Annotated in this window: 1 pseudogene; it reads right to left on the reverse strand. The window is 54.3% G+C overall.

Annotated features, from left to right (window positions below):
* Window positions 1-150: 150 nt before the first annotated feature.
* Window positions 151-411, reverse strand: a pseudogene (locus tag C492_RS07265) (IS1595 family transposase); the annotation flags it as partial.

Below are 411 nucleotides of genomic sequence, written 5' to 3' on the forward strand. Positions count from 1 at the left end.
ATCTTTCCGAAAGCTGGCTGAGACATATTCCACCAATATCAGCCACTATAGTGTAACTACGGGGCGTTCCGCAGCTCTACATAAGAGCGGACGGGCTTAACCAACACACCCCAGGAGAGCCGTCCCGCCGTTGGTTAAGATCAGCCGCTCTTATGTAGAGCTGTGGAATGCCCCCATAGCAAGGCAGTCGATGACGCTGAGGAGGGATGCGCCGGCGAGATTCAACGAACGGACGAGTCCAAATGTGTGAGCGGCCTGTTCCAAGCCGTGCTTGGACAGGCCGCGAAATTTCCGTAGCCATGGTTTGACAAGCGAAAAGAGGCACTCAACCTGGTTGATATGGACACCGTCGGGCGAAACATACGTCTCGTCGTGTACGACGATCTGGTGAGTGTACTCCATCTGTCGATA

Source organism: Natronococcus jeotgali DSM 18795, assembly GCF_000337695.1.
GTDB classification, from domain to species: Archaea; Halobacteriota; Halobacteria; order Halobacteriales; family Natrialbaceae; genus Natronococcus; species Natronococcus jeotgali.